The sequence below is a fragment of the Gordonia sp. SMJS1 genome (genome assembly GCF_029866425.1).
GTDB lineage: Bacteria > Actinomycetota > Actinomycetes > Mycobacteriales > Mycobacteriaceae > Gordonia > Gordonia hongkongensis.
In genome coordinates this window covers 5,102,606-5,119,200 of the sequence record NZ_CP123381.1, presented here as the reverse complement: position 1 = coordinate 5,119,200, position 16,595 = coordinate 5,102,606, and the positions used below count along the sequence as shown (strand labels likewise).

18 protein-coding genes are annotated in these 16,595 nt (G+C 66.7%); 12 read left to right on the top strand and 6 right to left on the bottom strand.

Going from position 1 to position 16,595, the window contains the following annotated elements; all coding sequences use genetic code 11:
* The first annotated feature begins 94 nt into the window (after window positions 1-94).
* From QAD21_RS23100 to QAD21_RS23090, 3 genes are read left to right on the top strand one after another with little or no spacing between them, the layout of a single operon-like run.
* On the top strand, window positions 95-715 hold the full coding sequence (locus QAD21_RS23100) for an AIM24 family protein (RefSeq protein WP_033204169.1): 621 nt from the start codon (window positions 95-97) through the stop codon (window positions 713-715).
* 16 nt (window positions 716-731) lie between these two features.
* Entirely contained in the window at window positions 732-1,448 is a 717-nt protein-coding gene (locus tag QAD21_RS23095; RefSeq protein WP_068972306.1) for an AIM24 family protein, read from the top strand.
* Window positions 1,445-2,209, top strand: coding sequence for an AIM24 family protein (locus tag QAD21_RS23090; RefSeq protein ID WP_058252893.1), 765 nt, complete (start codon window positions 1,445-1,447; stop codon window positions 2,207-2,209). Before QAD21_RS23095 ends, QAD21_RS23090 begins: the two co-directional genes overlap by 4 nt.
* A 221-nt stretch (window positions 2,210-2,430) precedes the next feature.
* Here QAD21_RS23090 and QAD21_RS23085 read toward each other — a convergent pair whose 3' ends face one another.
* The 4 genes from QAD21_RS23085 to QAD21_RS23070 all read right to left on the bottom strand — a co-directional run bounded on the left by QAD21_RS23085 (window position 2,431) and on the right by QAD21_RS23070 (window position 6,433).
* Window positions 2,431-3,585 carry a DUF475 domain-containing protein gene (locus tag QAD21_RS23085; RefSeq protein WP_068972305.1) on the bottom strand — a complete coding sequence of 385 codons (1,155 nt, stop codon included), beginning with the start codon at window positions 3,583-3,585 and terminating at the stop codon, window positions 2,431-2,433.
* A 145-nt stretch (window positions 3,586-3,730) separates the two neighbouring features.
* Window positions 3,731-4,306 carry a TerD family protein gene (locus tag QAD21_RS23080; protein WP_058252891.1) on the bottom strand — a complete coding sequence of 192 codons (576 nt, stop codon included), beginning with the start codon at window positions 4,304-4,306 and terminating at the stop codon, window positions 3,731-3,733.
* A 293-nt stretch (window positions 4,307-4,599) separates the two neighbouring features.
* Window positions 4,600-5,691 (bottom strand): inositol-3-phosphate synthase, encoded by a 1,092-nt coding sequence (locus tag QAD21_RS23075; protein WP_065629492.1) that lies wholly within the window; start codon window positions 5,689-5,691, stop codon window positions 4,600-4,602.
* A complete protein-coding gene (locus tag QAD21_RS23070; protein WP_068972324.1) occupies window positions 5,684-6,433 on the bottom strand; it encodes a PadR family transcriptional regulator in 750 nt (249 codons plus the stop codon). The genes QAD21_RS23075 and QAD21_RS23070 overlap by 8 nt, the downstream gene beginning before the upstream one ends.
* A 274-nt stretch (window positions 6,434-6,707) precedes the next feature.
* Here QAD21_RS23070 and QAD21_RS23065 point away from each other — a divergent pair, with 274 nt between their 5' ends.
* The 5 genes from QAD21_RS23065 (at window position 6,708) to QAD21_RS23045 (ending at window position 12,617) form a co-directional block, all read left to right on the top strand.
* Window positions 6,708-7,100: a DUF5318 family protein gene (locus QAD21_RS23065; RefSeq protein WP_065629491.1), complete on the top strand. Its 393-nt coding sequence runs from the start codon at window positions 6,708-6,710 to the stop codon at window positions 7,098-7,100.
* Between the two features lie 127 nt (window positions 7,101-7,227).
* The gene (locus QAD21_RS23060; protein WP_068972304.1) at window positions 7,228-9,579 is read left to right on the top strand and encodes a transglycosylase domain-containing protein; all 2,352 of its coding nucleotides are present in this window, start codon (window positions 7,228-7,230) and stop codon (window positions 9,577-9,579) included.
* Between the two features lie 61 nt (window positions 9,580-9,640).
* Window positions 9,641-11,182, top strand: a complete 1,542-nt coding sequence (locus QAD21_RS23055) for a glycosyltransferase 87 family protein (RefSeq protein ID WP_223259053.1) — start codon at window positions 9,641-9,643, stop codon at window positions 11,180-11,182.
* A 52-nt stretch (window positions 11,183-11,234) separates the two neighbouring features.
* Window positions 11,235-12,173 (top strand): hypothetical protein, encoded by a 939-nt coding sequence (locus QAD21_RS23050; RefSeq protein ID WP_065629489.1) that lies wholly within the window; start codon window positions 11,235-11,237, stop codon window positions 12,171-12,173.
* A 36-nt stretch (window positions 12,174-12,209) separates the two neighbouring features.
* The gene (locus QAD21_RS23045; protein ID WP_280360298.1) at window positions 12,210-12,617 is read left to right on the top strand and encodes a hypothetical protein; all 408 of its coding nucleotides are present in this window, start codon (window positions 12,210-12,212) and stop codon (window positions 12,615-12,617) included.
* 4 nt (window positions 12,618-12,621) lie between these two features.
* Here the strand turns inward: QAD21_RS23045 and QAD21_RS23040 are convergent, their stop codons facing one another.
* Window positions 12,622-13,194 (bottom strand): GNAT family protein, encoded by a 573-nt coding sequence (locus QAD21_RS23040; protein WP_068972303.1) that lies wholly within the window; start codon window positions 13,192-13,194, stop codon window positions 12,622-12,624.
* Window positions 13,191-14,675: a hypothetical protein gene (locus QAD21_RS23035; protein ID WP_068972302.1), complete on the bottom strand. Its 1,485-nt coding sequence runs from the start codon at window positions 14,673-14,675 to the stop codon at window positions 13,191-13,193. Before QAD21_RS23035 ends, QAD21_RS23040 begins: the two co-directional genes overlap by 4 nt.
* A gap of 167 nt (window positions 14,676-14,842) precedes the next feature.
* Between QAD21_RS23035 and rpsF the strand changes: the two genes are divergently transcribed.
* From rpsF to rplI, 4 genes are all read left to right on the top strand, one after another.
* The gene (rpsF, locus tag QAD21_RS23030) at window positions 14,843-15,124 is read left to right on the top strand and encodes a 30S ribosomal protein S6 (RefSeq protein ID WP_058252882.1); all 282 of its coding nucleotides are present in this window, start codon (window positions 14,843-14,845) and stop codon (window positions 15,122-15,124) included.
* A gap of 114 nt (window positions 15,125-15,238) precedes the next feature.
* Window positions 15,239-15,760, top strand: coding sequence for a single-stranded DNA-binding protein (locus tag QAD21_RS23025; RefSeq protein WP_058252881.1), 522 nt, complete (start codon window positions 15,239-15,241; stop codon window positions 15,758-15,760).
* A gap of 86 nt (window positions 15,761-15,846) precedes the next feature.
* Window positions 15,847-16,104, top strand: coding sequence for a 30S ribosomal protein S18 (rpsR, locus tag QAD21_RS23020; protein ID WP_004020662.1), 258 nt, complete (start codon window positions 15,847-15,849; stop codon window positions 16,102-16,104).
* A gap of 19 nt (window positions 16,105-16,123) precedes the next feature.
* Window positions 16,124-16,579, top strand: coding sequence for a 50S ribosomal protein L9 (gene rplI, locus QAD21_RS23015; RefSeq protein ID WP_058252880.1), 456 nt, complete (start codon window positions 16,124-16,126; stop codon window positions 16,577-16,579).
* Window positions 16,580-16,595: the final 16 nt, after the last annotated feature.

The following is a 16,595-nucleotide window of genomic DNA, read 5'->3' as shown; positions in this document are numbered from 1 at the left end:
TGCCGGCAGGTGCCGCGGTGCGGGGATGGCGTCGGGAGACGAACGAGGGATGGTCGATCGGCGGCCTCCCCACGGCGCGAGAGAGGCACGTCGAATGCAGTTGGTACAACGGTCCAAACGCGTGGTGGAAGCCAGGCTGAACAACTCCGCGGTCCGCGCGATCAGCGGGTCGATGGTCGCCTACGAGGGACAGGTCACCTTCAAATCGGCGGGCTTCGGCGGCGGCGACGGCGTGCTCGCGGGCCTGAAGCAGCGGGCCACCGGGGAGGCGCTGTCGCTCATGGAGGCCTCGGGCAACGGCATCGTGTACTTCGCGCACAACGCCGCCGAGACGACCGTCATCGAGCTCAACAACGAGACCCTACAAGTGGAGTCCGAGCAGCTGATGGTGCTCAACGGCAACCTACAGACCAACGTCACCTTCGCCGGTCTGCGCGGCGCGTCGTCGGGTCAGGGTCTGTTCACCACGACGGTGAGCGGCCACGGGCAGATCGCGCTGTTGTCCAACGGCGGCCCGCTCATCCACCTCGAGGTGTCACCGCAGTATCCGCTCGTGGTCGACCCGGACGCGTTCGTCTGCGCCCGCGGCCAGTTGAGTCAGTCCTTCGTCACCGATGTCTCCTGGCGGTCGGCGCTGGGACAGGGTGGCGGAGAGGCGTTCTCGTTGCGCTGGGATGGCAGCGGCGTCGTGTCGATCCAGCCGGCCGAGCGGTGAGGGTGAGGTAGCGAGAATGTTCACCAAGGTCAACAGCAAGGTCGTCTCCGTCGACATCGGCCGTACCGGGCCGGTCGTCGCACGACGCGGGGCGATGCTCTTCTACAAGGGCGACGTGCACTTCCAGCCCCACCAGATCGCGGGAGCCGGCGGTATGGGCGGCGGGATGCCGGGACTGGGCGGCATGGGCGGGATGGCCGGCCGGATGCTCGCCGGCGAGCACGAGTCGACGATGATCGCACAGGGGCACGGCGAGGTGCACTACGGCTTCCTCGGCATCGAGGTGCACGTCGTGGATCTCGCGGCGGTCGGCGGCACGATCCGGGTCGAGGCGTCGCGGCTGCTCGCCTATGCGGCCAATCTGCAGGCCTCCGTCGTCTCGGTTGCCTCACAGGGCGGTGGTGGCGGCGGTGGTGGCGGCCTGTTCGGTGCATTGCGGTCCGCTGCTGCCGGAGCCGTCACCGGTCAGGGCATGTTCACGACGCAGCTGTCGGGTCCGGGTTCGGCGGTGCTGCTCGGGCACGGTGGGGTCTTCGAGCTCGAGGTGTCCCCGGCCAAGCCGCCGGTGACCGTCGACCCGCAGGCGTTCGTTGGGTCGGCCGGTCAGGTCAACACCAGCCTGCGGTCGGCGATGAGCTGGCGCAACGTGGGTCGAACCGGCGGTGAGGCAATGCAATTGGAGTGCTCCGGACAGGGCATCGTGTACGTGCAGGCATCGGAGGAGAAGCTATGAGTCAACTCAACACCGTGTGGAGTCCGATGAATTTGCCGTCGGACGACAACGTGCCGGACAACAACTACTCCTTCTGCATCGACCTCAACCAGCCGTGGTTCATGTCCAAGGGCGCGATGATCGCCTACTACGGTCAGATGCAGTTCACCGCACTGACCCAGGGTCTGCAGGGAAACATGCTGCAGATGGTGGCGCAGCAGTTCTCCGCCCCGCTGTACCTCGGTGACTACGTCGTCGCCGAGGGCCACGGCAAGCTGATCATCGGCGACCGCGGATACGACATCAACGCTTACGACCTCGAAGACGGCAACCTCACCATCCGGGCAGCCAATCTTCTTGCCTTCCAGCCGAACCTGTCGCTCAACCAGTCGATCGTGCCGGGGTTCCTGACGCTCATCGGCACCGGTAAGTTCCTCGCGTCGTCGAACGGCCCGGTGATGTTCGTCGAACCGCCCGTGCGCGTCGATCCCGAAGCGCTTGTCGGATGGTCGGATTGCCCGTCGCCCAGTCACCACTACGACGAGGCGTGGGTCAACGGTTTCATCGCGGCCGCGGGCCGGCGGATGGGGTTGAACTCGGGCGAGGAGCGCCAGTTCGACTTCACCGGCGCCGGAACGGTTCTCGTGCAATCGAGCGAGAAGGTGCGCGACGACTCGTCGGTCCTGCGCACCATCCAGGGCCATCTCCCGGGCATGTCGGTGCCGAGCCTGCACCAGATCAACCAGCAGATCACCCAGCAACTCGGGCAGCAGCAGGGCTGAGTCGGGCTCTCGAAACCACTGCGCCGCAGGACCTTCGGGTCCTGCGGCGCAGTTGTTCTCTCCGCTCCCTGAGGAGCGAGCTTGCGGGCGTCACGAAGGGTCTTCGCAACGTCGGTCGCCGGACCCTTCGTGACGCGCCCTCCGCAAGCTCCGGACGCTCCTCAGGGAGCAGGGCTGACGCGCCCTCCGCAAGCTCCGGACGCTCCTCAGGGGGCGAAGGGTCAGATGTTGACCTTCTCCTCTTCGCCCTTCGCCGCGAGGCGGTTGCGTCGGACGATGCTGGAGATCAGTGCGGCGATGATCAGCGCGACGCCGATCAGGCCGGTGATGATCTCGGGGACGTGGGTGCCGATGGAGTACAGCAGGATGAACGCCAGCGCGCCGATCGCCCAGTGCGCTCCGTGCTCGAGGTACACATACTCCGACAGCGTGCCCTTGCGCACCAGGTAGACGGTGAGCGAACGGACGAACATCGCACCGATGAGGCCGAGGCCGAGGGCGATGATGATCGGATCCGCCGTGATGGCGAACGCGCCGATGACGCCGTCGAACGAGAACGACGCATCGAGGACCTCGAGGTAGAGGAACAGGAAGAAGCCGGCCTTGCCTGTCGCCTTGGCCAGGTCCGACGGGCCCGACTTCCCGCTGTTCTTCTCGACTGCCGCTTTCTCCGCGGCGTCGGTGCCGGGCTCGGCCGCTTCGTCATCTTCCGCGGTCTCGACGTTGAAGTACTCGCCGAGGCCGTTGACCAGGATGTAGGTGATCATGCCGAGTGAGCCGGCGATCATGACCGTCGACCGCTCGTCGGGTGCGGCGATGTAGGTCGCGGTGAGGACGAGAAGCGTCATGGCGATGACGACCTCGAGCATCTCCAGCTTGCCGATCTTCTCGAGCGGCCGCTCGATCCAGGTCAGCCAGGTGAGCTCCTTCTGCTCGAAGACGAAGCCGAGGAACAGCATCAGCAGGAACATGCCGCCGAAGGCCGCGATCTGCGGGTGGGCGTCGGTGATGATCGTCTCGTAGCTGGGATCGCCGTTGGGGAAGTACGCCGCATCGTTGGGCGGCGGGTTCAGTGCGAGGTCGAGCGCCTCAACCGGGTTGAGACCCGACGCGAGCCACACGATGACCAGCGGGAACACCAGTCGCATACCGAAGACGGCAATCAGGATGCCGATGGTGAGGAAGATCTTCTGCCAGAACTCGCTCATCCGGCGGAGGATCGTGGCATTGATGACCGCGTTGTCGAAGGAGAGCGAGATCTCGAAGACGCCGAGGATGGCGGTCAGGATCAGCGCTTCGACGCCGCCATAGAGGAAAGCGATGATCAGCGACACGATCGTCACGACGACCGAGAGGCCGAAAATTCTTACTACCACTGGTTTGTGGCCTTTCTAGGGTGCGTGGAAACCAGCCGACCGCATTGTCGGAGAGGAGTGGTGACGCGCGGATGCCGCACCCGTTCGACAACGGGTGCGGCATCCACAAGCACGTTCAGGCGGACAGCCGGAGTCTACGAGAGACTCAGACGTTCACACCGAAGTCGCGGGCGATGCCCGCGAGACCCGAGGCGTAGCCCTGGCCGACCGCGCGGAACTTCCACTCCGACCCATGACGGTACAGCTCACCGAAAACCATCGCGGTCTCGGTGGAGGCATCCTCGCTGAGGTCGTAGCGGGCGATCTCGGCGCCGCCGGCCTGGTTGACGACGCGGATGAACGCGTTGCGGACCTGGCCGAACGACTGCGACCGTGCGTCCGCGTCGTAGATCGAGACGGGGAAGACGATGGAGTCGACGTTCGGCGGAACGCCCGCGAGGTCGACCTTGATGACCTCGTCGTCGCCCTCGCCCTCACCGGTCAGGTTGTCGCCGGTGTGCTCGATCGAGCCGTCGGGCGAACGCAGGTTGTTGAAGAAGATGAAGTGCTGGTCGGAGAGGACTTTCTTGTCCGCGCCGAGCGCGATGGCGCTGGCGTCGAGGTCGAAGTCGGTACCGGTGGTGCTTCGGATGTCCCAGCCGAGGCCGACGGAGACCGCAGTCAGGCCCGGAGCCTCCTTGCTCAGCGAAACGTTTCCGCCCTTGCTCAGGCTCACGCCCATGGTTTGCGCCTTTCTGTTGGTACAGGGTCTCGTGATGTCCGATGTGCCCGATACGGGCCACTCGGAGCAATCGACAACACTCTATGTGAAGGGTCTGGCGCGGTCACTGATTTGGATGGATGACCTGCGCGTTCGCCTCGCCGTGAGGCTCGCGGCGGCAGCAGTTCACCCCGATGCTCCATGTGTTCACGACGAAGACCGCCCACCGGCGGCATGGCCGTCGACTCGAAGTCGTCGGCCGCCTCCGATGGGCGGTCTTCGTCGGATCTGTCGTGACAGGGATTCGTCGAGGCTCAGGCCTCGATGATGAACTCCTCGAGCTGCTGACGCGCGACGTCGTCGGCGAGCTGCTTCGGCGGGGACTTCATCAGGTAGGCCGAGGCCGGGATGACCGGTCCGCCGATACCGCGGTCCTTGGCGATCTTGGCGGCGCGCACGGCGTCGATGATGATGCCGGCCGAGTTGGGGGAGTCCCAGACCTCGAGCTTGTACTCCAGGTTCAGCGGCACGTCGCCGAAGGCGCGACCCTCGAGACGGACGTAGGCCCACTTGCGGTCGTCGAGCCACTCGACGTGGTCCGACGGGCCGATGTGGACGTTCTTGTCGGCGATCTTGCCGGCCAGCGGACCGTTCAGGTTGGAGGTGACGGCCTGGGTCTTGGAGACCTTCTTCGACTCCAGACGCTCACGCTCGAGCATGTTCTTGAAGTCCATGTTGCCGCCGACGTTGAGCTGGTAGGTGCGGTCGAGGGTGACGCCGCGATCCTCGAACAGCTTCGCCATCACACGGTGGGTGATGGTGGCGCCGACCTGGCTCTTGATGTCGTCGCCGACGATCGGGACACCGGCGTCGGCGAACTTCTGGGCCCACTCGGGGTCCGAGGCGATGAACACCGGCAGGGCGTTGACGAACGCGACGCCCGCGTCGATGCAGCACTGGGCGTAGAACTTGTCGGCCTGCTCCGAGCCGACGGGGAGGTAGCTGACGAGGACGTCGACCTCGTTGTCCTTGAGGGCCTGGACGATGTCGACACCGGAGCCGTCGGCCTCGGTGATGGTCTCGAGGTAGTACTTGCCGAGGCCGTCGAGGGTGTGGCCGCGCTGGACGGTGACGCCGGTCGGCGGCACGTCGGCGATCTTGATGGTGTTGTTCTCGCTCGCGAAGATCGCGTCGGACAGGTCGAAGCCGACCTTCTTGGCGTCGACGTCGAACGCGGCGACGAACTCGACGTCGCGGACGTGGTACTGGCCGAACTTCACGTGCATGAGGCCGGGAACGGTGGAGCTCTCGTCGGCGTCCTTGTAGTACTGCACGCCCTGCACCAGGGATGAAGCGCAGTTTCCTACGCCCACAATGGCAACGCGCACCTTATTGGGCTCACCCATGGTCGGGTTCTCCTTCTTCTCGCGGCATCGCAGTCGTTCGCTGCGCAACCGGTGTTTTCCGTTGCTCGGGTTCGTCGAGCTGTTCGTCCCGGCTCGGCGTCGAGTCCGGGTCTTGATGTTCGTCATCGGCTCGTCCGGTGGAGGCCGCGGGCCGCCCCGGATCGAACGGTGACCGTTCGCCGTCGGCGAGATCGTCGTCGAACGGGTCCGGCGACCCGTCCTGCTGGGAGCTCTCGGCCGCGATCAGCTCGTTGAGCCAGCGGACCTCGCGTTCGCTCGATTCGAGGCTGAGCTGATGCAGCTGACGGGTGTACCGGTCGACGGCCCGGTTGGACCGCCCGACGATCTCCCGCAACCCTTCTCGACGCTCCTCGACCTGCCGCCGGCGACCCTCGAGGATGCGCATGCGCGCGACCGCGGGAGTCCGGCTGAAGAACGCCAGATGCACACCGAAACCGTCGTCGGTGTAGTTCTGGGGTCCGGTGTCGGCGACCAACTCCGCGAACCGTTCCCGGCCCGCGTCGGTGAGCTGGTAGACGCGCCGGCCACGCCGCACCTTCACGCCCAGGGGCGTCTCCGGTTCGTCGATGAGGCCGTCGGCCTGCATGCGACGCAGCGTCGGGTAGAGCGATCCGTACGAGAACGCACGGAAGGCGCCGAGCAGGCCGGTGAGCCGCTTACGCAGCTCATAGCCGTGCATGGGGGATTCGAGAAGCAGTCCGAGAATGGCCAACTCGAGCACTTCGCCACCCCCCTTCGCGGTCCTGCCGATGACTGTCACTACTTCCTCGGATCGATGTGCCGGCACGCTCTGACGAGCCGACACCTCGTTCCGATGTGTTTGCCAATGTATCGCACCGATATAACTGTGTCCACGAGCGGTCGGTCGGCGGGAGGACGGACACGCGACGACGCCACCACGCGGCGATCGACCATCCCGGGTGTGGGTCCGTCGGACCCGCGTGCCGGACCCCGTCGGCCCGACGCCCCGGCGGAGACCACGTACCCTGAGAACCGTGCAACGCCAGATCGTCGACTACGCCCTGCAGCGGCGCGCTCGGCTGTCCTCGGTCCACGCGGGCCGGACCGCCGTTGCCGAGGTCTGCGATGCGAGCCCCTACCTCCTGCGCGCCGCGAAATTCCATGGTCGACCCAGCACCACGATGTGCCCGATCTGCCGAAAAGAGCAGGTCACGCTGGTGTCCTGGGTGTTCGGCGACCGGCTCGGTCAGGTGAGCGGGTCGGCGCGCAGCAACGAGGAGATCGCCCGGCTCGCGACGACCGCCGAGGAGTTCTCGGTGCACGTGGTCGAGGTGTGCCGGACCTGCAGTTGGAACCATCTGGTCCAGTCGTACGTTGCCGGGCTGCCGCCGCAGACCACGCGTCGCTCCCGACGCGTGGCCAAGTAGCGCGCCGGCCTGCGGTTTTTTGCCCGGGGCGGTGGCCTGCTGTCACAGTGGAGCGGCACGAGGCCAGAGAAGTTGACCGTGCTCGCCGGATGACGAATGTCCGTGCGACCCGGTAGGAAGGTGGACGATGAGCGAGGCAAGTGGTTCTTCGCCCACGCCGCGACGCACCGGAGTCCGACCCGGTCCGGGCGGCGGCGGTCAGAACAGGAGTCAGACAGCGACACGACACCGACGGTTCGCGTGGGCGCTGGGGATCGTGGGCGCCATCGTGCCGGCGATCGTGCTGGTGCTCATCATCGCGTTCGCGGCCATCTACTTCACCGCCGAGATCCCCGAACCGGAGGTGAGCCAGAAGGCCACCATCGTCGACACGTCCGGGCGGACCCTCGCAGACGTCACCTCGCCCGACGGCAACCGCACGGTCGTCCCGTTCGACGAGATCCCCGAGACGATGAAGCAGGCGATCGTCGCCGCCGAGGACCGGGAGTTCTGGACCAACAACGGCTTCTCGCCCCGCGGCCTGTCCCGCGCTGCCATCGGTCAGATCACCGGCAACCAGACCGCCGGCGGTGGCTCGACCATCACGCAGCAGTACGTCAAGAACGCGATCGTCGGTGACGAGGTCAGCTACTCCCGGAAGTTCAAAGAGCTCGCGATCGCCGCGAAGATGAACGACCGGCACGGCTGGTCGAAGGAGAAGATCCTCGAGGCCTACCTCAACACGATCTACTTCGGCCGGGGCGCCTACGGCGTCGCGGTGGCCGCGCAGAAGTTCTTCAACAAGTCGATCACCGACAAGCGTCGCGCCGAGCGCAACCCGCTCACCTTCGAAGAGGCCGCGCTGTTGTCGGCGGTCATCCGCGCGCCGTCCTACTACGACCCGGACACCAACCGCGAGGTCACCGAGGCGCGCTGGCGTTACGTCCTCGACGGCATGGTCGCGACCGGTGCGATCACCCGCGCGCAGGCCGACAACGCGGTCTTCCCCAAGACCGTCAAGGCGCGTGTCAGCGACTCCGACGAGACCCCCGGGCCCAACGGCCTCATCAAGCGACAGGTCCTCGCCGAGCTGAACCGCATCGGCATCACCGACAAGCAACTGCGGACCGGTGGTCTCAAGATCAGCACCACGATCGACCCGCAGGTCCAGAACGGCGTCGTCCAGGCGGCCTGCCGCAAGAACCGGATCTACAAGTGCCCCGAAGGCGAGCTGAACGGCGAACCCGACGACCTGCTCGCGTCGGTGGTGTCCATCGACCCGCAGACCGGCGGGGTGCGTGGCTACTACGGCGGCGACAACCCGGGCGGCTGGGACCTCGCCCAGGCGGGCCTGCAGACCGGGTCGTCGTTCAAGGTGTTCGCGCTCGTCGCGGCGCTCGAACAGGACATCCCGTTGTCGAAGACCTACAGCTCCGCGCCGTTCCAGGCCAGCGGCGGACTCACCGTCGAGAACTCCGACGGTGAGAGCTGCGGTACCTGCAACCTCGCGACGGCGATGAAGATGTCCCTCAACACGGTGTACTACCGCCTGATGATGGACCTCGACGGTGGTGCCCGGGCGGTCGCCGACGCCGCGCACCGCGCGGGTGTGGCCGAGTCCTTCGGCAACATCGAGCACACCCTGCAGGAGGCCAACGGCGAGCCCGAGGGCGGTGTGGTCCTGGGCCAGTATCAGTCCCGGGTCATCGACATGGCCTCGGCATACGCCACGCTCGCAGCATCGGGTGTCTACCACGAGCCGCACTTCGTCCAGAAGGTCGTCGACGCCGAGGGGCAGGTCCTCTACGAGCGCAAGACCGAGGGCAAGCGCGTCTTCCCCGCGAAGGTCGCCGACAACGTCAGCGCGGCGCTCGAACCGGTGGCGGCATACTCCAACGGCAACTCGCTCTACGACTCGTCTCTTGGTTCGCGGCCGTCGGCGGCCAAGACCGGCACCGTCCAGCTCGGCGACACCGGGCAGAACAAGGACGCGTGGATGGTCGGGTACACCCCGCAGCTGTCGACCGCGGTCTGGGTAGGCACCAGCGACGGCACAGCCCTGACGAACTACAACGGCGCGTCGATCTACGGCAGCGGCCTGCCGTCGTCGATCTGGAAGTCGGCGATGGATGCTGCGCTCGAGGGCAAGGAGATCAAGCAGTTCCCGGAGCCGGAATCGGTCGGCGGCGTGGCGGGCGTGCCGTATGAGGCACCGGCCACCACGTACGCGCCGTCGCAGCCCCGGCGTGGGCCTTCCATACCGAATTTCGACATCCCCGACCAGGGCGGTGACGGCAACCTCACCCTCGCACCAGGCGTGACGATCCCGATCCCGGGCGCTCCGCGCAACGGCGGCGGTGGTGGCGCCGGCGGCGGGAACAGCCCCGGTGGTGGCGACGGTGGTGGCGACACCGGCGGTGGCGACGGTGGCGACCTCGGCGGGATACCCGGCGGCGGTGGAGACGGTGGCGGAGGAGTCCCTGAACCGCCCATCGGCTGACCCGGACCCGGCCGACTCCGCGGCGAGCGGCTCTGAACCCGTCTGGGACAGCCCTGCACCACTGGCGAGCGATCAGCGTGTCGACGATACACGCATCTTGCCGACGCGCACGGACGGTCTGGTGCGAGAGGCGAGTTCGCTCGTCGGCGGGCCGGTCGGGGCGCACGCCGTCATCGGGCGCGGCCGGCATCTGACTCCGCTGCGGGTGCTCTTCGCGCTCGCGTTGTGCGGACTCGCGCTCGGCTGGTTCGGCAAGGCCGGGTGCCTGCAACAGGCGCCGGCCGACTCCGGGGCCGCCGGCGCGAGCGCCGAGATGCGGCTCGACTGGGACGATCAGCGTCAGTTCACCAACCTCTGCTACTCCGACGTGATCAGCCTGTTCGGGGCGGAACGCCTCAACCGGGGCGCGCTGCCCTACCGCGACTTCTGGTTCCAGGAGGGCTCCGAAGGCGAGACCATCAAGCGGTACATGGAGTATCCGGTCGTCACCGGGATGTTCATGTACGGCGCGGCGCAGCTGACGCAGGGCTGGGTCTGGGCCGAGGCCAACTGGGGTGTCCCCGGCGCGCTCGACGTCGTGCTGTTCTTCACCATCGCCGCCCTGGCGTTGGCGGCGTTCTGGCTCGTGACCGTCTGGGCGACGGCCCTCACCGCGCGAACCCGCATGTGGACGGTATGGCTGGTGGCGCTGTCCCCCCTCGTCGTCGTCCACGCGTTCACCAACTTCGACGCCATCGCCACCGCGGCCGTCGCGGTGGCCCTGCTGGCCTGGTCGCGGGAGAAGTTCTGGGTGGCCGGCCTGTTCATCGGGCTCGGCGCGGCCGCGAAGCTGTATCCCGCACTCCTGTTGGTGGTGCTGGGTGCGCTCTGTCTGCGCAGCGGGAGAGTCCGCGAGTTCGGGATCACGGCTGCGACGGCGATCGGCGCCTGGCTGGCGGTCAACCTGCCGATCCTGATCCCGTACCCGACGGGGTGGTGGGAGTTCTTCCGATTCAACGGCGATCGGTCGGCGGACCCCGACACCATCTACCGGATCGTGGCCGACTCGGCTGGTTTCACATGGAACATCGGTTATCTGAACGCGTTGTCGGTGGGTCTGACGGTCGCCGTGATCGCGGCGGTGGCCGCGATCGGAATCCTCGCGCCGCACCGACCCCGCGTGGCCCAACTGACCTTTCTCGCGGTGGCGGGCTTCCTGCTGGTGAACAAGGTGTGGAGTCCCCAGTACTCGCTGTGGCTGGTTCCGCTTGCCGTGCTTGCCATTCCACATACTCGACTGCTGCTGGCCTGGATGACGCTCGACGCCCTGATCTGGGTGCCGCGGATGAGTCTGTTCCTCGAGGCCGAACGTCGCTGGCTTCCCGACCAGTGGTTCACCGCAGCCGTCGTGCTCCGCGGACTGATGGTGCTGGTCCTCTGTGCCGTCGTCCTCTGGCAGATCTGGCATCCGCGCGACGACCTCGTCCGCCGCGGGAACGACGGCCGATGGTACGACGACCCGGCCGGTGGTGTCCTCGACGGTGCTCCCGACCGGATCGGCCGCCGGGCGAGGACGCTCGGCACGGCGGATGGTCCTCGGGAACCGGCCCCGGTGGGCGGATGACGGTCACCGAACGCGACGGAACCGAACCGGGCCCCGCTGCGTCCAAACGACCATGAAGCACACCACACTCGCTCTCCCCGACGATCTCACCGACTGGCTCTCGGCGGGCGACCGGGCCGCCGAACTGCACTCCGACACCGTCGCCGTCGACCGGCAGTGGTGGACGGACGCGCTCGCCGAACACGGGCTCCCGGATTCGTTGCTCGGCAACAAGATCAGCAGAGCAGACCTGTTCGCGCTGGGGTCTCGGGCCACCGACTCGCCCGACGACGCGATTGCGTTGCTGTGGAACGTCGTCGCGTTCTGTCTCGGCCGCCGCACCTCCGACGGCAAGAAGCGGATCGCCGCGGTGTCCGCCGACCGGAAGTACCTCGGCGGGCTGCTGAGAGACGCGGCCGAGACGGGCCGCGAGGAGCCCGGCGCGGCGTATGCGATGCTTCGGCCCGACAAGGGCGGCAACATGATCGAGCGTCTGGGTCCGGCCGGTTTCACCTGGTTTCTCTACTTCGCGGGCGCCGGGGAGCCGAAACATCCGAGTCCGGTCCTCGAGAGCAAAGTGGCCAGGTCGCTGCGCCGTGCCGGCTGGCGGGACCTTCGCGAGTCGACGTGGACCGCGGCCGATTACGTCGCCTACTCGAGGGTCGTCGACGGGTGGCGTGCGGATGCGGGCATCGACCGCAACGACGTCATCGTGCGGGGCCTCTTCGCCATCTCGCCGCCGAGCGGCTGGGATCATCCGTGGCAGGCATGGGAACGACAGACGTGGGAACGCGAGAACTGGGTGAGGGGACCGTTGACGACGGACGACCTGCGCGCCGTACACCGCTGGCTGTCCACGCTCGCCGCGCTCACCTCCAGATCGGCTGCCGCACACGAGGAGTTCGAGCGGCTGGGGCACAAGATCAACACCGCACTAGGAGGCGAGGTCGGTGAGATCAGGGCGTCGCTCGAGGGCGATCGCTACCGGCACTCCTACCACGGGGAGTACTGACGGTTGGGTGACCGCTCCGGTGGGTAATGACGGATCATGTCGGATACCGCACCACACATCTCGGACGACACCGCGGAAGCGGTCGGCAAGGTGGGGGAGGCGCTCGAGTACATCGAGCGCGCCCGCGGCCACCTCTATTCGTTCCACCAACTCATCGGACGCGGCGATCTGCTGCTCGGGGAAGCAGTGGACGAATTACGAAAGGCCGGACACGGGGAGTTCGCCGACGAGCTGTCCACCGAGTTGGTGGGTCGCAACGTTCTCGAGGGGCGCTGGACATTCCAGGTCGTCGAGGAATTCGACGACACCTACTGGGGCCCGTTGCGCGAGTCCGTCAACCGGGTTCGAGCCGACCTGACCGACGGTCAGCGACACGTGCACGAGGCGCGGATGAAAGAAGACCGGCGCACCCAGGGCCATCCCGAGCACACCGCGAATCCCTAGGTCGTCAGGGAGAGATTCGTTGTAACAGGCGATCTCTCGCCGCCGGCCACTCGTCGTCGGTCATCGCGTACAAGGCGGTCGTGCGCCAGCCGTCGCCGAATCGGCGGTGCTTGCGCAGCAGACCCTCGAAGTTGGCACCCAGTTTGGTGATCGCGGCGCGGGACTGAGTGTTGTTCTCGTGGGTGTGCCAGGTGAGGCGGACGGCGCCGCGCTCCTCGAACGCATGGCGCATCAGCAGGAACTTGGCGGTGGGGTTCACCGCGGTTCCCTGGACGCGTTCGCTGTAGAAGGTGTACCCGATGCAAGCTGCCCGGTTGGCCTCGTCGATGTCGTAGAAACTCGTCGACCCGACGACACTGCCGTCGGTGTTGTCGACCACGGCGAACGCCACCCGGGAACGGAGCGCCGAGTCGACGAACCGACGGGCACTGTCCTCGTCCGTCGGCACTCCGGGGACCCACCGGAATCGGGTCGGGTCGTCGACCACGCGCGCCAACGGTCCGATGTCCTCGATGCTGATCGGTCGCAACGTGACTCGTCCGTGCACCAGGGGGCCGGTCGCCAACCAGGAAGTCATGACGAGCCTTTCGCCATCGCGTTGCGCGGCGGGTGCCGGGGTGCGTCAGCGGACTCCCGATCGGTGGCCGCGTGCACGCGTGCGGCCACCCGGGAGGCCAACGGTTCTCGGAGCGGGGTCCGCGGGAGGGTCACGATCAGGTAGGCCAGCAGGGCGGCGTGCACCCACACCGAACCGGCGACGCCGGTGACGATCCACCACGGCAGCGGATCGCCGGCATCGCGGATCGGGAACAGCCGGAAAATCGTCAGGTCGAGGGCGAGGTCGGTGAGCAGATACGTCAGGATCACCGGCCACCGGACCTTCATCAGAACGAAGAACGGCAGGATCCAGAGCGTGTACTGCGGGGAGTGGACCTTGTGGAACAGCATGAAACCCGCGAGCATCGCGCCGCTCACGCCGATCCAGGGGAAGGTGCCGACGCGGTCGAAGCGGCGCCACCCGAGGTACATCGCGACCCCGAACGACGTGAGGATCAACAGCGGCGACAGCACACTGACCAGCGACTGGTAGGTGTCACCGGTCCCGGTGAGATAGCGCAGCCCCCAGTACCAGATGGAATTGGTGTCGACGTCGGCTCGTCGTCGACTCTGGAACGAGAGCGCCGCCTTCCACCCGTCGAATCCGAGCACCATGAACGGCAACTGGATCGCGACCACGGTGACGACGGCAGCGCCCGCTACCCAACCGGCGCCCGTCCAGTCGAGACCGCCGCGGGCGTCTCGTCGTCGTTCGACCATGCGCGCTCCGCCGGCTCCGCGGGTGAGAACGTATGCCGCCAACGGCAATACGAAGATCCCCGGGTAGAGCTTGAGGCAGAATCCGATCGCGAGCAGAACCGCCGCGATCACCGCGCTCGTACGAAGCGGCAGTCGTCGTCGACGAGTTACGGGGTGGACCGACGCGCCCCATGCCATCACGGCGACGGCCCCGACGGCGGTGGCGACGACCGGGAGCTCCCAGTTGTGGAAGGAGTACAGCACCAGCGGAGGTGTTGCGGCCCAGAGCAACGCCCACCAGCGCACCATCGATGCGAGCAGCACGGTGATCGCGAAACCGAACGGTGCCAACAGGAGCGCCGATTGGGTGAAGAACTCGGTGTCGGTGTCGGCGCCGACCGCACCGACGAACATGAGCACGCCGGAGAGCACCGGATATTCGACGACGCCACCGAACAGAGTGCCGTCCGATGTGATCCCACCGTGGATGTAGGGAAAGACGTGGGTGTTGATGTCGCGACCGAGCCAGAGATACATCAGGTCCGAGTAGCAGGGGATCACCGCGTCCGGATCGCCGGTCGGCCAGTTGTCGCTACGTCCGAGTGCATCGAACGGGGCGCCGCCGCACCGCAGCTTCGCCTGGAAACTCCAGAACATCGTCGCGGCTGTCGCCAACACCGAGACGAGGACGATCACGGCCGTCTCACCACGGCCGGAGAGCCGCGCCGACCACCGGCCCGGGGTTGTCCGCCGCTCCGACATGGGCAACAGCGTAGGTGGTCTCATGATGTGTCGCCGAGGCGGCCCGCGACCACGGATTTCTCTGCGAACGGGCAGGTCATGTATCTTGGACCGGTTGCCGACGCAGGCGACCCTCCTGCCACGGACAGTCCGTGGCCGACCTAGCCCATAGGAGGTGATGTGGTCTTATGCGTCACTACGAATTGATGGTCATCCTCGATCCGAATCTGGACGAGCGCACCGTCGCACCCTCACTCGATACTTTCCTCAACGTTGTCCGTAAGGACGGCGGTTCGGTGGACGGCGTCGACATCTGGGGCAAGCGCCGACTCGCCTACGAGATCCTCAAGCACAACGAGGGCATCTACGCCGTCATCGATCTCAATGCCGAGCCCGCCACGGTCTCCGAGCTCGATCGTCAGCTGAAGCTGAACGAGTCGGTTCTGCGCACCAAGGTCCTGCGGAAGTAATCCACAGGGTTTCTTGATCGTCTGAAGACGTCGGTACCGGGTTCTAGGGTTGAGCCCAGAATCCGGTGCATGTCGATCAGCGAGTGCCCACCAACGACCCGAGGGGAAACACACATGGCAGGCGACACGGTCATCACCGTCATCGGCAATCTGACCGCCGACCCGGAATTGCGGTTCACGCCGTCCGGCGCAGCGGTTGCCAACTTCACGGTGGCTTCCACCCCGCGCACCTTCGACCGCCAGACCAACGAGTGGAAGGACGGCGAAGCGCTGTTCCTCCGCTGCAACATCTGGCGCGACGCCGCGGAGAACGTGACCGAAAGCCTGACCAAGGGCTCCCGGGTGATCGTGCAGGGACGGCTCAAGCAGCGGTCCTACGAAACCAAAGAGGGTGAACGACGCACGGTCGTGGAACTCGAGGTCGACGAGATCGGCCCCTCGCTGCGCTACGCCACCGCCAAGGTCAATCGGGCCTCGCGCGGCGGTGGCGGTGGCGGCGGTGGATTCGGATCGGGCGGCGGCGGTGGCCGCGGCGGTGGTTCGAACCAGCAGGTCGCCGACGATCCCTGGGGCAGCGCGCCTGCCAGCAACAGCGGGGGATCGTTCGGCGGCGGGGACGACGAACCACCTTTCTGATATCGGTCGGGGCACGATGATCCGCCCCGAACAGCCCGGGAACGGCAGCGACCGTCCCCGACAGCATTGACTGGAGCAACACACACATGGCAAAGGCAAAGCCGAGCCGGAAGCCTCGCGTCGAGAAGGTCACCAAGACCAAGGCGTGCAGCTTCTGCAAGGACAAGAAGGCCGTCATCGACTACAAGGACACCGCGCTGCTGCGTCGTTTCCTGTCCGACCGGGGCAAGATCCGGTCGCGTCGCGTGACCGGTAACTGCGTGCAGCATCAGCGCGACGTCGCTGTGGCAGTGAAGAACTCGCGTGAGGTGGCCCTGCTGCCCTTCACCTCGACCAGCCGATAAGCGGAAAGGATCAGTTGACATGAAGCTCATCCTCACCGCCGCCGTGGAGAACCTCGGCGAAGCCGGCGACATCGTCGTGGTCAAGGACGGCTACGGCCGCAACTACCTGCTGCCCCGCGGCCTGGCCATCAAGGCCACCCGCGGCGCCGAGAAGCAGGTCGAAGGCATCCGTCGGGCACAGGAGGCCCGCGAGGTCCGCGGTCTCGAGCACGCCAACGAGCTGAAGCAGGCCCTCGAGGGCCTCGCCGACGTCTCGCTGGACGTCAAGACCCACGACTCGGGCAAGCTCTTCGGTTCGGTCACCGCGGCAGACGTCGCCGGTGCCATCAAGACCGCGGGCGGTCCGACCCTCGACAAGCGCAGCGTCGAGCTGCCCAAGGGGCACATCAAGGCCACCGGTAGCTACCCGGTCGTCGTCAACCTGCACCCGCAGGTCTCGGCGACCGTCCAGCTCGCCGTCGTCGCCGCGAGCTGACCTCAGCGTTCTACAT

Excerpts from the sequence above, each read along its gene's own strand:
- QAD21_RS23035 (WP_068972302.1), bottom strand. The coding sequence starts at position 14,675 with ATGTCGGAGCGGCGGACAACCCCGGGCCGGTGGTCGGCGCGGCTCTCC.
- QAD21_RS23050 (WP_065629489.1), top strand. The coding sequence starts at position 11,235 with ATGAAGCACACCACACTCGCTCTCCCCGACGATCTCACCGACTGGCTC.
- QAD21_RS23095 (WP_068972306.1), top strand. The coding sequence starts at position 732 with ATGTTCACCAAGGTCAACAGCAAGGTCGTCTCCGTCGACATCGGCCGT.
- QAD21_RS23060 (WP_068972304.1), top strand. The coding sequence starts at position 7,228 with ATGAGCGAGGCAAGTGGTTCTTCGCCCACGCCGCGACGCACCGGAGTC.
- rpsF (WP_058252882.1), top strand. The coding sequence starts at position 14,843 with ATGCGTCACTACGAATTGATGGTCATCCTCGATCCGAATCTGGACGAG.
- QAD21_RS23100 (WP_033204169.1), top strand. The coding sequence starts at position 95 with ATGCAGTTGGTACAACGGTCCAAACGCGTGGTGGAAGCCAGGCTGAAC.
- QAD21_RS23025 (WP_058252881.1), top strand. The coding sequence starts at position 15,239 with ATGGCAGGCGACACGGTCATCACCGTCATCGGCAATCTGACCGCCGAC.
- QAD21_RS23075 (WP_065629492.1), bottom strand. The coding sequence starts at position 5,691 with ATGGGTGAGCCCAATAAGGTGCGCGTTGCCATTGTGGGCGTAGGAAAC.
- QAD21_RS23090 (WP_058252893.1), top strand. The coding sequence starts at position 1,445 with ATGAGTCAACTCAACACCGTGTGGAGTCCGATGAATTTGCCGTCGGAC.
- rplI (WP_058252880.1), top strand. The coding sequence starts at position 16,124 with ATGAAGCTCATCCTCACCGCCGCCGTGGAGAACCTCGGCGAAGCCGGC.
- QAD21_RS23040 (WP_068972303.1), bottom strand. The coding sequence starts at position 13,194 with ATGACTTCCTGGTTGGCGACCGGCCCCCTGGTGCACGGACGAGTCACG.
- rpsR (WP_004020662.1), top strand. The coding sequence starts at position 15,847 with ATGGCAAAGGCAAAGCCGAGCCGGAAGCCTCGCGTCGAGAAGGTCACC.
- QAD21_RS23080 (WP_058252891.1), bottom strand. The coding sequence starts at position 4,306 with ATGGGCGTGAGCCTGAGCAAGGGCGGAAACGTTTCGCTGAGCAAGGAG.
- QAD21_RS23045 (WP_280360298.1), top strand. The coding sequence starts at position 12,210 with ATGTCGGATACCGCACCACACATCTCGGACGACACCGCGGAAGCGGTC.